This window comes from Rathayibacter tritici (assembly GCF_001641005.1).
In the GTDB taxonomy this organism is placed as follows: Bacteria; Actinomycetota; Actinomycetes; order Actinomycetales; family Microbacteriaceae; genus Rathayibacter; species Rathayibacter tritici.
In genome coordinates this window covers 1,434,611-1,452,641 of sequence record NZ_CP015515.1, presented here as the reverse complement: position 1 = coordinate 1,452,641, position 18,031 = coordinate 1,434,611, and the positions used below count along the sequence as shown (strand labels likewise).

The following is an 18,031-nucleotide window of genomic DNA, read 5'->3' as shown; positions in this document are numbered from 1 at the left end:
ATCTGCGCTCCGGCGCATCCACCCGACCGATTGGCCCGGCCCATGAGTGAGCGCCCTGCGACGCCTGCCCGCTTCCTCGTCGTCCTCGACGCGGACTCCACCCTCCTCCAGGACGAGGTCATTGAACTCCTCGCGGTCCACGCCGGGTCCGAGGAGCGCGTGGCGGCCGTGACGGAACGGGCGATGCGTGGTGAGCTCGACTTCGGCGAAAGCCTCCGCGAGCGGGTGGCGACCCTGGCGGGCGTTCCGGACACGGTCTTCTCGGGAGTGAGCGCCGGTGTCCGGGTCACGCCCGGTGCTGCCGAGCTCGTCGCGGGCGTGCATGCCGCAGGAGGCCGCATCGGAGTGGTCTCCGGCGGCTTCCACGAGATCCTCGATCCCGTCGCGGGTGCCCTCGCGCTGGACTTCGTCCGTGCGAACCGCCTGTGCTGCCGCGGCGGCACGCTGACGGGCGACGTCCACGGCCGGATCATCGACGCAGGAGCCAAGGCGGAGGCGCTGCGCGAGTGGGCGGCGGCCTCGGGAGTCCCTCCTCAGCGCACGATCGCCGTCGGCGACGGTGCCAACGATCTCGAGATGATGGCGGTCGCGGCCCTGGCCGTCGCCTTCAATGCCAAGCCCCTCGTCCGAGAACGCGCAGATCTCGTGCTCGGTGACCTCGACCTCGCGCAGCTCCTGCCGGTCCTGGGCCTGCGCGGCTGACGACATTCTCGCCTCCCGGCCGCGCGGCAGCGGTAGGGAAGCCGACGTCGTGAACGGCCGACTGACGCAGTGCCGTCGGTGCTGCTGTCACGCGAAAGGGTCGGCGCTGGTGACGAGTCGGGGAGGTGTCTTCTCCAGGGCCGCGTCACCGCGGCTCGGAGGGTGAGGTGGTTGTGGATGGTGACCCAGGCTGTTCAGGCTCACGGGCGGAGCGCGCGCGTGCTGCAGTGAAGCCGGATTCACGCGATCTCGCTCACCGTCTGGGTGCTCGCCGCGCTCGGGCTGGTCCTGCGTGCGCCCTTCATCCTGGGTCCTGGTCACCGCTTCGACGCGGACCACTCGGTCGTCTACCTCCTTTCACGACAAGTCGCTGAGGGGAGTTCGCGGCTTTCTTCTGGGGTCAGTCCTGCGGCGGGACCTTGCTGCAGACCACCGCGGGGCTCACGATGCTCGTCTTCGGTCGCCACGTCGAAGTCCTCGCGATCGTCTCACCGCTCCGGTTCCTCGGCGCCGCTGTCCTGCTCCATCCGGGGTTCTACGGTCCGGGGATCTGCTCGAGAACAAACGCCTGTCTGAGCGCGAACGCGCAGTGACGCGCGGACCGGTCAGTGCCCCATCCCGAGCCCGCCGTCAACCGGGATCACTGCGCCCGAGATGTAGGCCGCCTCATCGCTGGTCAGCCAGCGGGTGACCTTCGCGACCTCGGCCGCCGTTCCATAGCGCGCAAGCGGGATGCTCGTACGGTACTCGGCCTGCTGCTCCGCGGAGAGCCCAGCGGTCATGTCGGTCTCGATGAAGCCGGGAGCGACGACGTTCGCGGTGATGTTGCGGGCACCGAGCTCTCGGGTGAGCGAACGGGCGAAGCCCACGAGAGCCGCCTTCGATGAGGAGTAGTTGATCTGCCCGGGCGACCCGTAGAGGCCGACAACGCTGGAGATGAGGACGACGCGGCCGAAGCGCTGCTTCAGCATCCCCTTCGATGCACGCTTGACGACGCGGAAGGCCCCGGTGAGGTTGGTGTCGATGACGGAGGTGAAATCCTCCTCGGACATGCGCAGCAGCAGTGTGTCCCGCGTGATGCCCGCGTTCGCCACGAGGATGTCGACCGGCCCGAGCTCGGCTTCGACCTGCGTGAACGCGGCATCGATGGAGGCGGTGTCCGTCACGTCGGCGACGACGGTGAGCGACCCCTCCGGGCCGGAGCCCGAGCGCGCCGTGACGGCGACACGGTGACCAGCGGCCACGAACTCCTGGGCGATGGCGAAGCCGATCCCCCGGTTGCCCCCGGTGACGAGGACGGTGCGCGGCGTGGTCATGGTGTCCCTCCTGCCGGCGCTCGTGCGGCGCCGGGCGACCCGTACATCCTAGAGGCGCGTCGCGCAACAGATTCCGGGATGCGGTCCTCCCGGTCCGCACCTGCCCGCCGGGACGTAAACTTGCAGGGCTGTGAAACCACGCGAAACTCTGACCTCCCTACCGCCGTCGCCGAGCGCCGAGCGGCGCTCCCGTGCGATCAAGTACTCGATCGCGATGGGCATCCGGATGCTCTGCGTGATCTGTCTGCTCTTCGCCCACGGCTGGTGGCTCCTCTTCTTCGCGATCGGAGCCGTCGTGCTCCCCTACTTCGCCGTCGTGCTCGCCAATGTCGGCAGCGCGGGCGAGGGGGGCGCAGTGGAGCGACCCGGCGCGATCGTCCTCTCCCGTCCCGTTCCGCCGCCGCCCCCGGCCGCCGACTCCGAGGCGCCGTTGGGCCCTGAGGGCGGCGACCCGCGGGGAGCACGGCCGTGATTCCGCTCGGAGGAATTCCGGACGCGCACGTCTGCTCACGGGCGGGCTGCCAGACCACGGCGACCTACGCGGTGGAGTGGCGGAACCCGAAGATCCATGCCGAGGACCGCCGCAAGACCTGGCTGGCCTGCGGCGAGCACCTCGACTTCCTGCGGGAGTTCCTTTTGGCCCGGGACTTCCCGCTCGAGGTCAAGCCGCTCTACACAGTCGATCGCGGAGCCGCGCTGTGAGCGCAGACGCGCCGCGGCCCTCCTGGCGCTTCGTGCTCTCCCGCCGCTGGTTCGGATACCTCGCCCTCGCGATCGTCTTCGCTATCGCCTGCATCCTGCTCTCGCGCTGGCAGATGGCGCGCCTCGATGAGGCTGCCTCGACCAATCGGCTGGTCACGGCGAACTGGACCGCCGATCCGAGCGCCCTTGACGGCCTGCTGCCGGCCGGGTCGCCCTGGAATGACGCTCTCGAGTACCGCCCCGTCGAGGTCAACGGCGTCTACGAGACGCAGGGGCAGACGCTGGTGCGCAACCGCCCCTACAACGGCAACCCCGGCTTCGAGGTTCTCACGCCCCTCCGCCTCGCCGACGGCGGTCTGTTCGTCGTGGACCGCGGCTGGATCCCGGTCGGTTCGACCGAGGACTCCCCCGACACAGTCCCTGCCCCGCCGGAGGGCGAGGTGACCGTCGTCGCCCGCCTCAAGCCTGCCGAGGGGCGGATCGAGGGCCGCTCCGCACCCGCCGGTCAGATCGCGACCATTCAGCTCGACGACCTCGCGGCTCAGCTGGATGAGCCCCTCCGCACGGCGGCCTACGGCCTGCTCGTCGCCGAGGCACCCGCGCCACTCGACGCTCCCCCGCTTGCAGCGATCAAGCCGGTCGCGGACGAGGGCCTGCACATCAGCTACGCCATCCAGTGGGTGCTGTTCGCGGTCATGGGCTTCGGCGGGCTCCTCTGGGCAATCCGGCACGAGTACCGGATTCGCAACGCCGACGACCCCGAGGTTGTCGCGGCCGAGGAGCGCCGCGAGCAGCGTCGGCGCCGTCGAGGTCGGAGTGATTCCGAGGTCGAGGACGAGCTGCTCGACGCCCGTCAGGCCAGCGTGATCAGGTCGAGGTAGTCGGTCGCCCAGTGGTCCTCGGTGCCCTCGGGCAAGATCAGCACACGCTCGGGGTTCAGGGCTTCGACGGCTCCCTCGTCGTGGCTGACCAGAACGACCGCCCCCTCGTAGTGGGCGAGCGCGTCCAGGATCTCCTCGCGGCTCGCCGGGTCGAGGTTGTTCGTGGGCTCGTCGAGCAGGAGCACATTCGCGCCGGACACGACGATCATCGCGAGAGCGAGGCGGGTCTTCTCTCCGCCCGAGAGGACGCCCGCCGGCTTGTGCGAGTCGTCCCCCGTGAAGAGGAACGAGCCCAGCACCCGACGGGCCTCGGTCTCGGTGAGGTTCGGACTGGCCGAGACCATGTTCTCCAGCACTGAGCGCTTGACGTCGATCGTCTCGTGCTCCTGTGCGTAGTAGCCGATCCGCAGTCCGTGCCCGGCCTCGATCACGCCGGTGTCGGGCTGGTCGACACCGCCGAGGATCCGCAGCAGTGTCGTCTTGCCCGCGCCGTTCAGACCCAGGATGACGACCTTGGAGCCGCGGTCGATGGCGAGGTCGACAGCCGTGAAGATTTCGAGCGAGCCGTAGCTCTTCGACAGGTTCTCGGCGTGCAGAGGAGTGCGCCCGCAGGCCATCGGAGTCGGGAAGCGCAGCTTGGCGACGCGATCCACCGCGCGCACCTCCTCGAGGCCGCTGAGCATCTTCTCGGCGCGGGCGACCATCTGGTGCGCGGCCGCTGCCTTGGAGGCCTTGGCTCCGAATCGCGCGGCCTGGAGCTGGAGTGCGCCCGCCTTCTTCTCGACGTTCGCGCGCTCCTTTTTGCGACGCTCCTCGTCGGCGGCGCGCTGGCGCTGGTAGTTCTTCCAGTTCATGTTGTAGACGTCGATGACCTGGCGGTTGGCGTCGAGGTAGAAGACGCGGTTCACGGTCTCGCCGACAAGCTCGATGTCGTGGCTGATCACGATGAAACCGCCGCGGTAGTTCTTGAGGAACTCGCGAAGCCAGACCACCGAATCCGCATCGAGGTGGTTGGTCGGCTCGTCGAGGATGAGCGTGCTGGCGTCCGAGAACAGGATGCGTGCGAGCTCGATCCGGCGCCGCTGGCCACCGGAAAGCGTCTTCAGCGGCTGCTCGAGGATCCGATCGGGCAGGTTGAGGTTGCTCGCGATGGACGCAGCCTCCGCCTCCGCCGCGTACCCGCCCAGCGCGAGGAAGCGGTCGGTCAGAGTGCCGTACTTCTTCATGCCGGACGCGCTGACGGAGGCATCGCTGCTCGACATCGCGACGGTCGCCTCCTGCATACCGAGCACGAGCTGCCCCAGCCCGCGCGCGTCGAGAATGCGGGTACGCGCCAACTCGTCCGGGTCACCGGAGCGCGGGTCCTGCGGCAGGTAGCCGATCTCGCCACCGCGGTCGACCGTGCCCCTCGAGGCGATCAGGTCGCCCGCGAGGACCTTGGTCAGCGTCGTCTTCCCCGCCCCGTTGCGGCCGACGAGGCCGACCTTGTCGCCGTCGCTGACCCGGAAGGAGACGTTCTCCATCAGGAGTCGGGCGCCGACTCGGAGTTCGAGGTCGTGCACGCTGAGCACAGTTCTGTCCGTTCTCGCCAAGAAATGGCGCTCGGTTCGTCAGGGATGAGGCAAGAGGCCGCGATACAGCAGCCCCCTAGTATAAATGCTGCGCCACCGGGCAGATCGACGTCCGTGTCCACTCAGCGCTTCCGTACCCTCGTCGCACCGCGGCCGGTCTTTGGAGGACCCATGTCCACACTCTCGCTCGGACCGTCTCGGCCGGTGCTTGCCGACATCCTCGTCACTCGGTCACTCGCGACCGACCTGGGCCTCGTGCTCGGCGGTGCCGCCGTGACCGCGGGTCTGGCGCAGATCACCGTCCCGATGTGGCCGGTGCCGGTCACGGGACAGACGCTGGCCGTCCTGCTGGTCGGCTCGACGCTCGGTGCAGCGCGCGGTGCGTCCTCGCTCGCGCTGTACCTCGTCCTCGGGCTGGTCGGCCTGCCCGTGTACGCCCCGCAGGCCGACGGTACTCACTCGACCGGTCTCGCGGCGGCCGCATCGCCGAGCTTCGGCTACATCGTCGGCTTCGTGCTCTCGGCAGCCGTCGTCGGCTGGTTGTCGGAGCGATCGTGGGAGCGCGTCTTCCCCAAGGCATTGGCAACGTTCGTCGGCGGCTCGCTGGTCGTCTTCGCCGTCGGTCTGCCGTGGCTCGCGGTGAGCCTGCACACCCTCGGCTACCCGAGCGACCTGCAATCGACCCTCGTCGGAGGCTTCTACCCGTTCCTGATCGGCGGAGCGGTTAAGGCGGTCATCGCCGCGGTCCTCCTGCCGGTGGCCTGGCGCGGAGCGGACGCCCTGACGAAGCGGCGCCGCTGAGCCGAATCGTCGCGAACGCCGAAGGGCCGGGGGGCATCGTCCTCCCGGCCCTTCGGCGTTCGCCGTGCAGCCTCTAGATCGAGAAGCCGAGCGCGCGCATCATGTCGCGGCCGTCCTCGGTGATCCGCTCGGGACCCCACGGCGGCATCCAGACCCAGTTGATCCTGAAGGCCTCGACGATGCCGTCCAGCGACTCCGCGGTCTGCTCCTCGAGGACGTCGGTCAGCGGACAGCCCGCCGAGGTGAGGGTCATGTGGATCACGAGGGCGTCGTTCTCGTCGTCCCAGCCCAGATCGTAGATCAGGCCCAGATCGACGACGTTCACCCCGAGCTCGGGGTCCATGACGTCCTTGAGCGCCTCCTCGACCTGGTCGAAGAGCTTCGGATCGAGAGTGGTGACCCCCACAATCAGACCGTCGCCGACGTCAGGAAGCGGTCGTAGCCCTCGTCCTCGAGCCGCGAGGCCAACTCCTTGCCGCCCTGCTCGGCGACGCGGCCGGCGACGAAGACGTGCACGAAGTCCGGCTGGATGTAGCGCAGGATCCGGGTGTAGTGCGTGATCAGCAGCACGCCGAGGCCGGTGCTCTGGTGCGCGCGGTTCACACCCTCCGACACGATCTTGAGCGCATCGACGTCGAGACCGGAGTCGGTCTCGTCGAGGACGGCGAACTGCGGGGCGAGCAGCTCGAGCTGGAGGATCTCGTTGCGCTTCTTCTCGCCGCCCGAGAAGCCCTCGTTGACGTTGCGCGCCGCGAAGGACGAGTCCATCCGCAGGTTCGCCATCGCGGCCTTGACGTCCTTGGTCCACGTGCGGATCGCCGGCGCCTCGCCGTCGATCGCGGTCTTCGCCGTGCGAAGGAAGTTGGTGTTGGTCACACCGGGGATCTCGACCGGGTACTGCATCGCGAGGAACAGGCCGGCGCGGGCACGCTCGTCGACGGTCATGTCGAGGACCTCGACACCGTCGAGGGTGATTGATCCGCCGTCGACGTGGTACTTGGGGTGTCCCGCGATCGTGTACGCCAGGGTGGACTTACCGGACCCGTTGGGGCCCATGATCGCGTGGATCTCGCCCTTGTTGATGGTGAGATCGACACCGCGGAGGATCTGCTTGGTCCCCTGCTCGGTCTCGACACTGACGTGGAGATCGCTGATCTGGAGAACGGACATTCAGACTTCCTTCGTGACAGTCGGGTCGATGTAAACGTCGCCGTCGATGATCTCGACGACGAAGACGGGGACCGGCTCGTACGCCGGGAGGTTCAGCGGGGCGCCGGTGCGCAGGGAGAACTGGGAGCCGTGCGCCCAGCACTCAAGGCTCTCGCCCTCGACGAAGCCTTCGGACAGCGAAATCTCGCCATGTGTGCAGGTATCGCCGATCGCGTGGATGTCGCCGGCGGAGTCTTGGACGACCGCGATCGCGACTCCGTCGACCTCGACGCGGATGGCCTGATTGGGGATCAGCTCGGAGACCGAGCAGATCATCGCGGCGTTGCTCATGCTGTGACCGCCGCTCCGCGCGAGGATCCTGTCTGACCGGCGCTGCCAGCCAGCTCGGCCTCGATCGCGAGCTGCAGGCGGTCCTCGAGCTCAGCCACCTTGATCTGCTGCACGATCTCGCTGAGGAAGCCGCGGACCACCAATCGACGCGCCTCGTCTTCGCGGATGCCGCGCGACTGCAAGTAGAAGAGCTGCTCGTCGTCGAAGCGACCGGTCGCCGAGGCGTGTCCCGCTCCGGCGATGTCGCCGGTCTCGATCTCGAGGTTCGGGATGGAGTCGGCGCGCGTGCCGTCCGAGAGAACCAGGTTGCGGTTCTGCTCGTAGCTGTCGGTGCCGGTCGCGCTGTTGCGGATCAGGACATCGCCGACCCAGACGGTGCGCGCGCCCTCACCCTGCAGTGCGCCCTTGTAGGTCACGCGGCTGCGGGTGTCGGGGGCGTCGTGGTCGACGTACACCTGCTGTTCGAGGTGCTGGCCGCCGTCGGCGAAGTACAGGCCGAACAGCTCCCCCTCCGCCCCGCGCTCGACGAGGTGCGCCGAGGGATTCACCCGGACGATGGATCCGCCGAGGCTGACCACGATGTGCTTCAGCTTCGCGTCGCGTCCCACGCGGATGATGTGGTTGGCGAGGTGGCGGGCGCCGTCGGCCCACTCCTGCACGGTGACCACGGTGAGCTGCGCGCCCTCGCCCACCAGGATCTCGACGTTTTCGGCGAGCGAGGCCTCACCCTTGTTCTGCAGCACGACGACGGCGCGGGCATAGGGGGCCGCCTCGATGATCGTGTGCGCGGCGCGGGGTGCGGAGCCGAGACCGGAGCGGATGAAGGTTGCGACCTTCTCGTCCTCGCCCGTGACACGCACGACGAGGGCCTTCTCGAAGCTCGACCAGGCGTTCGCGGCGGCACGGTCCTCGGGCAGGCCGGCCATGCCGATCCGCTCGTCGTCGCGGCCGACCCACGAGACGTTCACCCCGTCCACCACTGCATGCTCGAGCGAGGCGGGCGAGCCGTCGAGCGCGCCGTCGATGAGATCGCCCAGCCGCGCAACGGGCGTCAGCTTCCAAGCGATCTCGCGGCCGTTCACGGCCTCAAAGGCCAGAACGTCGGCCGAGGCGAAGCGCTCGGAGCGCGTCTGCACGGGCGTGAACGCCCCATCGGAGTGGGCACTGATGCCCAGGCGCTCAGCGGCGGCCGCGCCGTCGATCTCGGAGGTCGCGGCGCTCGTGGGGACCGTCATCTGGCGGTGATTCCTTTCGATGAGTGCGGGGCGCCCCATTCGGGCGCCCCTTCGAGGGGGGAGGCGGGCGTCAACCGACGCTGCCCTCCATCCCCATCTCGATCAGCTTGTTCAGCTCGAGCGCGTACTCCATGGGCAGTTCGCGCGCGATCGGCTCGATGAAGCCGCGGACGATCATGGCCATCGCCTCGTCCTCCGGCAGGCCGCGAGACATCAGGTAGAAGAGCTGCTCCTCGCTGACCTTCGACACGGTCGCCTCGTGGCCGAGTTGCACGTCGTCGACGCGGATGTCGATCGCCGGATACGTGTCCGAGCGCGAGATGGTGTCGACGAGGAGTGCGTCGCAACGCACGGTGTTCGCCGAGTGGTGCGCGTTGGCGTCCACCCGGACCTCTCCGCGGTACCCGGCCCGGCCGCCTCCGCGGGCGATCGACTTCGAGACGATCGACGACTGCGTGTACGGCGCCATGTGTACCATCTTCGCGCCGGCGTCCTGGTGCTGACCGGGGCCCGCGAACGCGACGGAGAGGGTCTCACCCTTGGCGTGCTCGCCGACCAGGAAGATCGACGGGTACTTCATGGTGACCTTGGAGCCGATGTTGCCATCGATCCACTCCATCGTCGCGCCCTCGTGAGCGATTGCGCGCTTGGTGACGAGGTTGTAGACGTTGTTGGACCAGTTCTGGATCGTCGTGTAGCGCACGCGGGCGTTCTTCTTCACGATGATCTCGACCACGGCCGAGTGCAGGGAATCCGACTTGTAGATCGGAGCCGTGCACCCCTCGATGTAGTGGACGTAGCTGTCCTCGTCCGCGATGATCAGGGTCCGCTCGAACTGGCCCATGTTCTCGGTGTTGATCCGGAAGTAGGCCTGCAGCGGGATGTCGACATGGACACCCTTGGGAACGTAGACGAACGAGCCGCCGGACCAGACCGCGGTGTTCAGCGCCGCGAACTTGTTGTCGCCCGCGGGGATGACGGTGCCGAAGTACTCCTCGAAGATCTCGGGGTGCTCGCGGAGGGCCGTGTCCGTGTCCATGAAGATGACGCCCTGCTCCTCCAGGTCCTCGCGGATCTGGTGGTAGACGACCTCGGACTCGTACTGTGCCGCGACGCCGCCGACGAGGCGCTGGCGCTCTGCCTCGGGGATGCCGAGCTTCTCGTAGGTGTTCTTGATGTCGTCGGGGAGGTCGTCCCAGGTCTGCGCCTGCTTCTCGGTGGAGCGGACGAAGTACTTGATGTTGTCGAAGTCGATGTCCGACAGATCGGCGCCCCACGTGGGCATGGGCTTGCGCTCGAAGAGCTTCAGCGCCTTCATGCGGCGGTCGCGCATCCAGGCGGGCTCATTCTTCAGCGCGGAGATGTCGGAGACGACCTCGGGTGAGACCCCGCGACGTGCGGACGCTCCAGCGGAGTCCGAGTCGGACCAGCCGAACTCGTAAACGCCCAGGCTCTCGAGCTCGGGGCGGTCGATCAGGATGTCTGACATGTGTACCTCGTTTCCTACCCACTGCTAACCGGTCGGGTCCCGGAGTCATTCCCCCGGGGGTGACCCGCGGGTGCTTTCCGGCCGGTCGCGCCATCGATCTGATGCGCGAAGCGGGTGATGTGCGTCCCTGGGATTCCTGAGGTGTGCTTCGGCGCTTCGTCGGGCCGTCCGTGCGGGTCACGCGCCCTGTCCGCGAAACGCAGGCTGCGCTCAGGACGACGCGGGATGCGATGGAGCGTGACCAGCTTCTCATTCTACGGGCGTCCGCCGCTCAGCGGAACCTCCGCGCCTGGGTGTCGGCCGGGCGCCGGGCGACACGCCGCCAAACGCACATGACCACACGAGTGTCGGTGGTGCGTGATGCAGTTCTCCCATGACGATCAACACCTCGATCCCGATCCCCGCCCGACTCCTGACCGCACTGTTCGCTGCGGGCCTGCCCGCCGAGCCCGCCTGCGCGTTCGGTCCCCTCGCCCGCGCGCTCGCCTCGGAGCTCCCGCTCCGGGCACTCCCCCGCGTGCTGCTACGACTACGCCGGCACCTGCTCTTCGCCGAGCAGACCCCACCGCTCAGGCGGTCGGCTGGAGCTGCGGAGCGGATTCGCGGCGCTGAGCACGCACGGTGAACAGGCGTGGATTCACATCGAGCAGTACGCGGACGGCACCGACCCAGACGAGCGCCGATCCGAGCAGATGGACGGCGACGAGAGCCTCGGGCAGCGCCGTGAGCGACTGCACGACACCGACCAGGGCCTGCAGCACCACGACCACGAGGAAGGTCGCGACGCGCCGCCGGGAGAGTTCGGAGCCCGCCATCCGCGACAGGCGCGCGAGCAGCACGGCACCCACGAGGAGCACCGCCGTCCCGAGGACCCCGTGAACGACGCTCACGCTCTCCCAGTGGAACTGCATGCGAGGTACCTCCGCCGAGTCGCCGGCGTGCGGACCGGTGCCCGTCACGAGGGTCCCGACGAGGATCACGAGCAGGGTGAGAGCGACGAGGCCGATGCTGAGCACCCGCGTCACCCGGTCCGGTGCGAAGGCGACGGACTGCGAGCGGTGGGCGCGGTGCCAGGTGAGGGCGGTCGTGGTGAGCAGGGCGATCGCAAGGACGAAGTGCCCGGCCACGATGTACGGGTTGAGACCGGAGTGCACGGTTGCTCCCCCCGCGAGGGCGTTGGCGACCACGAGCCAGAACTGCGACCACGCGAGCCGGGTCATGGTGCGATCGCGCGGCTTCTGCAGGCGCGCAGCGGTGATCGCCCAGCCGACCGCGACCACGAGGACACCGGTGAAGGCGCGGTTCGTGAACTCGATGAAACCATGGATTCCCAGCTCCGGCGTGGAGGTGAGGGAGCCCGTCTCGCAGGCGGGCCACGTCGGGCAGCCAAGACCGGAGCCGGTGAGCCGGACGACTCCGCCGAAGAAGATGATCAGGATGCTCGCAAGGAGCGCCGCGGTGGTCCCCCAGCGCAGGGCGCGCGGCCCCAGGCTCACCCGCTCCGCGAGGAAGGAGAACGGCGTGATCATCAGAACGGCAGCAGCGGGTCGATGCCGACGGCGAGGAAGAGCAGGGTGAGGTACCCGATCGAACCGTGGAAGACCCGCATGGGTGAGACGTGCTCGTGACGAATCGCCAGACTGTACAGGCGGTGCGTCTCGGCGACGAACCAGACTCCACTACCGAGGGCGACCACGGTGTACACGACTCCCATGCCCGCGACGGGGATGAGCAGGAGCGAGCAGACGACGGCGGCCCAGGCGTAAAGGATCACCTGGAGGCCGACGATGGTGCGCCCGCGAACAACGGCCAGCATGGGGACGCCCGCCGCCTGGTAGTCGTCGCGGTACTTCATCGAGAGCGGCCAGTAGTGCGGCGGCGTCCAGAGGAAGATCACCGAGAAGAGGATGACCGGCGCCCAGTCGAGCGAGTTCGTCACCGCGGCCCAGCCGATCAGGACGGGCATGCAGCCCGCGATCCCGCCCCAGACGATGTTCTGCGGAGTGCGGCGTTTGAGAAAGAGGGTGTAGAAGACGACGTAGATGAGGATCGCGGCGAACGAGAGACCCGCGGAGAGCCAGTTCGCGGTGAGACCGAGCCAGACGATCGAGAGCACGCCGATCGTGGTCGCGAACACGAGCGCCGACCGGTCCGAGATCACCCCCGTCACGAGCGGACGGTTCTTCGTCCGGTTCATGATGCGGTCGATGTCGCGGTCGAAGTAGCAGTTGAAGGCGCCGGCGGATCCCGCGCTCAGCGCACCACCGATCAGGACGTTCAGCACGAGCAACAGATCCGGGATACCACCCTGCGCCAGAATCATCGTGGGTGCCGTCACCACGAGGAGAAGCTCGATCACCCGTGGCTTCGTCAGAGCGACGAAGGCCTTCACCTTGCGCGAGAGGGTCGTCGACGCCCCGCCCCCCTCGATGGCGGTGGTCTCCACGACTGCGTCCATTGCTCCTCTAACGATTCGATGATCCCGAACGAGTGTAATGCGCCCGCCAGGGAGCAGGGTCCGGCGTGCACGCTTGTCCAATCGGACGCAGACAAATGCGACCGCGCAACCCCCGGTCCACGGGGCACCCCCTCCGTATACTCGGGACTGCTCGCCAGAGTGCCCGGTACGTCTCCGAGCCCGCCCGATGATCGTCGGCACGGGGCCGAGAGGGCCGTCGCCGGAGCATCGTGTCGACGTCGTCATGCGGCGTGCTCCACCATGCGAGAGGGCGGACGGTCCCCGTCTGCCCCACGTCTCGAGAAGGGTCAGTACCAAGTGTCAGAACTGCAATGGGAATCCATTGACGAGAAGGCAGTCGACACGGCGAGGGTTCTCGCCGCGGATGCAGTCGAGAAGGTCGGCAACGGCCATCCCGGAACCGCCATGAGCCTCGCGCCGGCCGCGTACCTCCTGTTCCAGAAGGTCATGCGCCGCGATCCGTCCGATGCCACCTGGATCGGTCGTGACCGCTTCATCCTGTCGGTCGGCCACTCCTCGCTGACGCAGTACGTCCAGTTCTACCTGGGCGGCTACGGACTCGAACTCGACGACCTCAAGGCGTTGCGCACCTGGGGTTCGAAGACCCCGGGCCACCCCGAGTACGGCCACACCGACGGCGTGGAGATCACCACCGGACCCCTTGGCCAGGGTCTCGCCTCCGCCGTGGGCTTCGCCTACGCCTCGCGTTTCGAGCGCGACCTGTTCGATCCGGAGGCTGCCGCGGGCACCTCCCCGTTCGATCACTTCGTCTATGCCATCGCCGGCGATGGCGACCTGCAGGAGGGCGTCACCAGCGAAGCCTCCTCACTCGCCGGCCATCAGAAGCTCGGCAATCTGGTCGTCATCTACGACTCCAACCAGATCTCGATCGAGGACGACACGAACATCGCCTTCACCGAGGACGTCAAGGCGCGCTATGAGGCGTACGACTGGCAGGTCCAGGTCGTCGACTGGAAGAAGACCGGCGAGTACCACGAGGACGTCGCCGAGCTGCACGCCGCGATCGAGGCCGCGAAGAGCGAGACGGACAAGCCGTCACTCATCATCCTGCGCACCATCATCGGCTGGCCCTCGCCGAAGAAGCAGAACACCGGCAAGATCCACGGCTCCGCCCTGGGCGCCGACGAGCTCCGCGGCCTGAAGGAGGTGCTCGGCTTCGACCCCGAGAAGACCTTCGACGTCGCCGACGAGGTCATCCAGCACACCCGCAGGGCCGTCGAGCGCGGCCAGGCGCAGCACGCCGAATGGGACGAGCAGTTCGCCGCCTGGGCGTCGGCGAATCCCGAGAAGAAGGAGCTGCTGGACCGGGTCCTCTCGGGTGAGCTGCCCGAGGGCGTCCAGGAGGCACTCCCCGTCTTCGAGCCGGGCAAGGAGGTCTCGACCCGCGCCGCGTCCGGCAAGGTCATCAACGCCCTCGCCGGGGTGATCCCGGAGCTGTGGGGCGGCTCCGCCGACCTCGCCGAGTCGAACAACACCACGATCGAGGGAGCCGGCTCCTTCGTCCCCTCGGAGTTCTCGACGCACGAGTGGACCGGCACGAAGGGCGGCCGCGTGCTGCACTTCGGCATCCGCGAGCACGCGATGGGCGCGATCCTCAACGGCATCGTGCTCCACGGGAACACCCGTCCCTTCGGCGGCACCTTCTTGATCTTCTCCGACTACATGCGCCCGGCAGTCCGTCTCGCCGCGCTGATGAAGGCGCCGGCGATCTACGTCTGGACCCACGACTCCGTGGCGCTCGGTGAGGACGGCCCGACGCACCAGCCGATCGAGCAGCTGGCGACTCTCCGCGCGATCCCCGGCCTGGACATCGTTCGCCCCGGCGACGCCAACGAGGTCGCCTACGCCTGGAAGACTATCCTCGAGCGCCGCGAGGGACCCGCCGGCCTCGCGCTCACCCGTCAGAACATCCCGGTGTTCGAGCGCGGCGACGGCGACGCGGTGGGCGAAACCTTCGCCTCCGCTGCGAATGTGGCACGAGGCGCCTACATCCTGGCCGAGGCACCGGGCGGCGCCCCGGACGTGATCTTCATCGCGACCGGCTCCGAGGTCCAGATCGCCGTCGAGGCGCGCGAAGCGCTGAAGGGCGAGGGCATCAACGCCCGCGTCGTCTCGGCTCCGTCGCTCGAGTGGTTCGAGGAGCAGGACGCCGAGTACCGCGAGAAGGTCCTCCCCTCCTCCGTGAAGGCCCGCGTCTCGATCGAGGCCGGCCTGAGCCTGGGGTGGCAGAAGTACGTCGGCGACGCCGGCCGCTCCGTCTCGATCGAGCACTTCGGCGCCTCGGCCGACTACAAGACCCTGTTCCGCGAGTTCGGAATCACCACCGAGGCGGCTCTGTCCGCCGCCAAGGAGTCGCTCGCAGCGTCCTGACCCGAAGGCCGCGTCCACCACGGACGCGGCCTTCGCGCTCGGGGCCGCGGCTCCCCCTCACACCACGCACCATCGACGCAGAAGAAGAAGAGACATGACCGAGAACACCCCCACCGCAGACCTCTCCGCCGCCGGAGTCAGCATCTGGCTCGACGACCTCTCCCGCTCGCGTATTTCCACCGGAGGGCTGCAGAAGCTCATCGAGGAGAAGAACGTCGTCGGAGTCACCACGAACCCGACGATCTTCGCCGCTGCCCTGACCAACGGCGAGTCCTACGACGCGCAGGTGCGCGAGCTCGCCGCCGCCGGCACCTCGGTGACCGACGCCGTCTTCGAGATCACCACCGACGACGTCGCCGCGGCGTCCGACATCTTCCGCCCGATCTACGACGCGACCGACGGCTACGACGGCCGTGTCTCGATCGAGGTCGAGCCCGGTCTCGCGCACGACGCCCAGGGCACCATCGAGCAGGCCAAGGCCCTCTGGAAGAAGGTCGACCGCCCGAACGTGATGATTAAGATCCCCGCGACCGTCGAGGGCCTCGAGGCCATCACCGAGGTCATCGGATCCGGCATCTCGGTGAACGTCACGCTGATCTTCTCGCTTGCCCGCTACCGCGCCGTCATCAACGCCTACCTGGCCGGCCTCGAGAAGGCCAAGGACGCCGGCATCGACCTGTCCACCATCCACTCCGTCGCCTCGTTCTTCGTCTCGCGCGTCGACACCGAGATCGACAAGCGCCTCGAGGCCGTCGGCACCGACGAGGCCCGCGCGCTGAAGAGCAAGTCGGGCGTCGCCAACGCGCAGCTCGCGTACGAAGTCTTCGTGGAGGCGTTCGCCACCGAGCGCGCGCTGCTGCTGCAGGAGTCGGGAGCCAACCGCCAGCGCCCCCTGTGGGCCTCGACCGGCGTCAAGTCGACCGATCTCCCCGACACCCTCTACGTGACCGAGCTGGTTGCGGCCGGCGTCGTCAACACGATGCCCGAGAAGACCCTTGAGGCGACCTTCGATCACGGCGAGATCACCGGCGACACCGTCACCGGCTCCTACGCCGACGCGAACGCCGTCCTCGACGCCGTCGCGGCGCAGGGCGTCTCCTACGCCGAGGTCACCGAGCTGCTCGAGAAGGAGGGAGTCGAGAAGTTCATCGTCTCCTGGAACGAGCTGCTCGACACCGTCACCGCCGCGCTCGAGGGCGCGAAGGCGCAGGCCTGATCATGGCCCTCCAGATCCACGTCAGCGGAGACGCCGAAAAGGCCGTCGACCGCGTCGTCCCGGAACTCGTCGCCGACGAGGTCGCGTCCGGCATCACCGCCCAGGTCCCCACGCTGTGGGGCGCCGCGGCGGAGGAGGAGTCGGCCAAGCGCCTCGGTTGGACCGAGTCGACCTCCGTCTCCAGACCGTTGATCCCCGAGATCCTCGCCCTGCGCGAGGAGTTTCAGGCCAAGGGCATCGACCACATCGTCCTCGGCGGGATGGGCGGTTCGTCGCTCGCGCCCGAGGTCATCACGCGCACCGCCGGAGTCGAGCTGACCGTGCTCGACTCGACGGCGCCTGGGCAGGTGCTCGCGGCTCTGAACGACCGGCTCGCCTCGACCGCGGTCGTCATCTCCTCCAAGTCCGGCTCGACCGTCGAGACCGCGAGCCAGAAGAAGGCCTACGAGAAGGCGTTCACCGAGGCGGGCATCGACCCGCTGGAGCGCATCGTCATCGTGACCGACCCCGGCTCGCCGTTGGACTCTTCGTCCCGCGAGGCGGGCTACCGCGTCTTCAACGCCGACCCGAACATCGGCGGGCGTTTCTCGGCGCTCTCCGCGTTCGGACTCGTGCCCTCCGGGCTCGCCGGCGCCGACATCGAGGCCCTCCTCGACGAGGCTGCCGAGGCCTCGCTCGGGCTGGCCGTCGACAGCCCCGAGAACCCGGGTCTGATCCTCGGAGCGGCAATCGCCGCCACCAGCCCGCGCCGCGACAAGCTCGCGATCGTCGCCGACGGGACCGACATCGTCGGGTTCGCCGACTGGGCCGAGCAGCTCATTGCCGAGTCCACCGGCAAGGACGGCACCGGCATCCTCCCCGTCGTCCTCGGTACCCTCGCCCCCGAGCTCTCGGAGGACCTGCCTGACGTACAGGTCGTCCGCCTCGTCGAGGACGCCACCGCGCTGCACCTGTTCCCGCGCGACCGGCACGCGGGCGAGATCCTCCTCTCCGGCTCGCTCGGCGCGCAGATGCTGACCTGGGAGTACGCCGTCGCGGTCGCGGGACGGCTCCTCGGCATCAACCCGTTCGACCAGCCCGACGTCGAATCAGCCAAGGTCGCGACCCGGGCGCTGCTCGAGAAGCGCCCTGAGCCCGAGGCACCCGCGTTCACCGACGCGGGCATCGAGGTCACCGGAAGCAGCAGCGTCACCGAGGGTGTCGCGACCGTCGCCGCGGCGGTGGACCGGCTCCTCGCCCAGCTCGGCGACGGCGGCTACGTCTCGATCCAGGCCTATGTCGACCGCCTCACCCTGCCGCAGCTCGAGGGCGTCCGCGACCTGCTCGCCGCGCAGGCGCAGCGCCCCGTCACCTTCGGATGGGGCCCGCGCTTCCTCCACTCGACTGGGCAGTACCACAAGGGTGGCGCGCCGACGGGCGTGTTCCTGCAGATCACCGAGCGCTCCGACGTGGATCTCGAGATCCCGGAGAGTCCGTTCACCTTCGGCCAGCTGATCCTGGCCCAGGCCGCAGGCGACGCGAGCGTGCTCGCCGAGCATGGCCGGCCGGTGCTCACGCTCACGCTGACCGACCCCGAGGCCGACCTCGAGGCGCTCTTCGAAGCCCTGAACACCTGATCCGCCGGGAACGCCGCTGCCGCGTCTCCGGCGTGCAGCGGCGTGCCCGCGGTCGTCCCCCGTGATCGCTTCCCACGATCACTTCCGGGAACGGCTCCGCGCGCGCCCACTCCTCCCCCTCCTCCTCACCGA

18 protein-coding genes are annotated in these 18,031 nt (G+C 68.5%); 9 read left to right on the top strand and 9 right to left on the bottom strand.

Going from position 1 to position 18,031, the window contains the following annotated elements; translation table 11 throughout:
• The first annotated feature begins 42 nt into the window (after nucleotides 1-42).
• Both serB and A6122_RS16445 read left to right on the top strand, forming a co-directional pair.
• Nucleotides 43-702, top strand: a complete 660-nt coding sequence (serB, locus tag A6122_RS06600) for a phosphoserine phosphatase SerB (protein ID WP_068252991.1) — start codon at nucleotides 43-45, stop codon at nucleotides 700-702.
• A 419-nt stretch (nucleotides 703-1,121) separates the two neighbouring features.
• Entirely contained in the window at nucleotides 1,122-1,295 is a 174-nt protein-coding gene (locus A6122_RS16445; RefSeq protein WP_157593789.1) for a hypothetical protein, read from the top strand.
• A gap of 12 nt (nucleotides 1,296-1,307) precedes the next feature.
• On the opposite strand, the gene A6122_RS06595 is transcribed toward A6122_RS16445, so the two are convergent.
• A complete protein-coding gene (locus A6122_RS06595; protein ID WP_068252989.1) occupies nucleotides 1,308-2,018 on the bottom strand; it encodes a beta-ketoacyl-ACP reductase in 711 nt (236 codons plus the stop codon).
• A 130-nt stretch (nucleotides 2,019-2,148) separates the two neighbouring features.
• Here A6122_RS06595 and A6122_RS06590 point away from each other — a divergent pair, with 130 nt between their 5' ends.
• Genes A6122_RS06590 through A6122_RS06580 form a run of 3 tightly spaced genes read left to right on the top strand, consistent with a single transcriptional unit; the run spans nucleotide 2,149 to nucleotide 3,601 of the window.
• Nucleotides 2,149-2,490, top strand: a complete 342-nt coding sequence (locus A6122_RS06590; RefSeq protein WP_084415859.1) for a DUF3099 domain-containing protein — start codon at nucleotides 2,149-2,151, stop codon at nucleotides 2,488-2,490.
• Nucleotides 2,487-2,720: a hypothetical protein gene (locus A6122_RS06585; protein WP_181026346.1), complete on the top strand. Its 234-nt coding sequence runs from the start codon at nucleotides 2,487-2,489 to the stop codon at nucleotides 2,718-2,720. The genes A6122_RS06590 and A6122_RS06585 overlap by 4 nt, the downstream gene beginning before the upstream one ends.
• Nucleotides 2,717-3,601: an SURF1 family cytochrome oxidase biogenesis protein gene (locus A6122_RS06580; RefSeq protein WP_068252986.1), complete on the top strand. Its 885-nt coding sequence runs from the start codon at nucleotides 2,717-2,719 to the stop codon at nucleotides 3,599-3,601. The genes A6122_RS06585 and A6122_RS06580 overlap by 4 nt, the downstream gene beginning before the upstream one ends.
• On the opposite strand, the gene A6122_RS06575 is transcribed toward A6122_RS06580, so the two are convergent.
• On the bottom strand, nucleotides 3,574-5,172 hold the full coding sequence (locus A6122_RS06575; RefSeq protein ID WP_068252983.1) for an ABC-F family ATP-binding cassette domain-containing protein: 1,599 nt from the start codon (nucleotides 5,170-5,172) through the stop codon (nucleotides 3,574-3,576). The genes A6122_RS06580 and A6122_RS06575 overlap by 28 nt on opposite strands.
• Before the next feature lie 171 nt (nucleotides 5,173-5,343).
• Here A6122_RS06575 and A6122_RS06570 point away from each other — a divergent pair, with 171 nt between their 5' ends.
• Entirely contained in the window at nucleotides 5,344-5,973 is a 630-nt protein-coding gene (locus A6122_RS06570) for a biotin transporter BioY (RefSeq protein WP_068252980.1), read from the top strand.
• A 73-nt stretch (nucleotides 5,974-6,046) separates the two neighbouring features.
• On the opposite strand, the gene A6122_RS06565 is transcribed toward A6122_RS06570, so the two are convergent.
• The 7 genes from A6122_RS06565 to A6122_RS06535 all read right to left on the bottom strand — a co-directional run bounded on the left by A6122_RS06565 (nucleotide 6,047) and on the right by A6122_RS06535 (nucleotide 12,655).
• Nucleotides 6,047-6,379, bottom strand: coding sequence for a metal-sulfur cluster assembly factor (locus tag A6122_RS06565; protein ID WP_373408346.1), 333 nt, complete (start codon nucleotides 6,377-6,379; stop codon nucleotides 6,047-6,049).
• Between the two features lie 2 nt (nucleotides 6,380-6,381).
• Nucleotides 6,382-7,143 carry a Fe-S cluster assembly ATPase SufC gene (gene sufC, locus A6122_RS06560; protein WP_068252978.1) on the bottom strand — a complete coding sequence of 254 codons (762 nt, stop codon included), beginning with the start codon at nucleotides 7,141-7,143 and terminating at the stop codon, nucleotides 6,382-6,384.
• Nucleotides 7,144-7,473, bottom strand: a complete 330-nt coding sequence (locus A6122_RS06555; protein WP_084415858.1) for a non-heme iron oxygenase ferredoxin subunit — start codon at nucleotides 7,471-7,473, stop codon at nucleotides 7,144-7,146.
• Nucleotides 7,470-8,708, bottom strand: coding sequence for a Fe-S cluster assembly protein SufD (sufD, locus tag A6122_RS06550; protein WP_068252975.1), 1,239 nt, complete (start codon nucleotides 8,706-8,708; stop codon nucleotides 7,470-7,472). Before sufD ends, A6122_RS06555 begins: the two co-directional genes overlap by 4 nt.
• Nucleotides 8,709-8,778: 70 nt before the next feature.
• Nucleotides 8,779-10,197: a Fe-S cluster assembly protein SufB gene (gene sufB, locus A6122_RS06545; protein ID WP_068252972.1), complete on the bottom strand. Its 1,419-nt coding sequence runs from the start codon at nucleotides 10,195-10,197 to the stop codon at nucleotides 8,779-8,781.
• Nucleotides 10,198-10,766: 569 nt separating this feature from the next.
• Nucleotides 10,767-11,726: a COX15/CtaA family protein gene (locus A6122_RS06540; RefSeq protein WP_068252969.1), complete on the bottom strand. Its 960-nt coding sequence runs from the start codon at nucleotides 11,724-11,726 to the stop codon at nucleotides 10,767-10,769.
• On the bottom strand, nucleotides 11,726-12,655 hold the full coding sequence (locus tag A6122_RS06535; RefSeq protein ID WP_068252966.1) for a heme o synthase: 930 nt from the start codon (nucleotides 12,653-12,655) through the stop codon (nucleotides 11,726-11,728). Before A6122_RS06535 ends, A6122_RS06540 begins: the two co-directional genes overlap by 1 nt.
• A 318-nt stretch (nucleotides 12,656-12,973) precedes the next feature.
• Between A6122_RS06535 and tkt the strand changes: the two genes are divergently transcribed.
• The 3 genes from tkt (at nucleotide 12,974) to A6122_RS06520 (ending at nucleotide 17,899) form a co-directional block, all read left to right on the top strand.
• Nucleotides 12,974-15,067: a transketolase gene (gene tkt, locus A6122_RS06530; protein ID WP_068252963.1), complete on the top strand. Its 2,094-nt coding sequence runs from the start codon at nucleotides 12,974-12,976 to the stop codon at nucleotides 15,065-15,067.
• Between the two features lie 94 nt (nucleotides 15,068-15,161).
• Entirely contained in the window at nucleotides 15,162-16,283 is a 1,122-nt protein-coding gene (gene tal / locus A6122_RS06525; protein WP_068252960.1) for a transaldolase, read from the top strand.
• A gap of 2 nt (nucleotides 16,284-16,285) precedes the next feature.
• A complete protein-coding gene (locus tag A6122_RS06520; RefSeq protein ID WP_068252957.1) occupies nucleotides 16,286-17,899 on the top strand; it encodes a glucose-6-phosphate isomerase in 1,614 nt (537 codons plus the stop codon).
• Nucleotides 17,900-18,031: the final 132 nt, after the last annotated feature.